This is a genomic window from Bacillus sp. SIMBA_005 (assembly GCF_046535585.1).
GTDB lineage: Bacteria > Bacillota > Bacilli > Bacillales > Bacillaceae > Bacillus > Bacillus pumilus.
Genome location: NZ_JAWRWI010001091.1, coordinates 1 through 239, shown reverse-complemented (window position 1 = coordinate 239; position 239 = coordinate 1). Strand labels below are relative to the sequence as shown.

1 pseudogene is annotated in these 239 nt (G+C 45.6%); it reads left to right on the top strand.

The features are described from left to right. Positions 1-239, top strand: a pseudogene (locus tag SB660_RS23490) (sensor histidine kinase); the annotation flags it as partial.

The following is a 239-nucleotide window of genomic DNA, read 5'->3' as shown; positions in this document are numbered from 1 at the left end:
CGGAAAAAGATAAAGAGAAATGCTTCTCGCTGATCAGTGAAGAAACGAAGCGGATGCTCAGGCTCGTGAAAGAAAACTTGGATTATGAAAAAATCAGATCCCAGCAAATCAAACTGGACAAGCTCAGTCTGCCGCTCATCGAGGTGTTTGAAATTATTAAAGAGCATCTCAATCAGCAGGCGGAGGAAAAACAAAATCAGCTGCGGATTCAGGCGGAGGACGGCGTCAAAGTGTTCGCC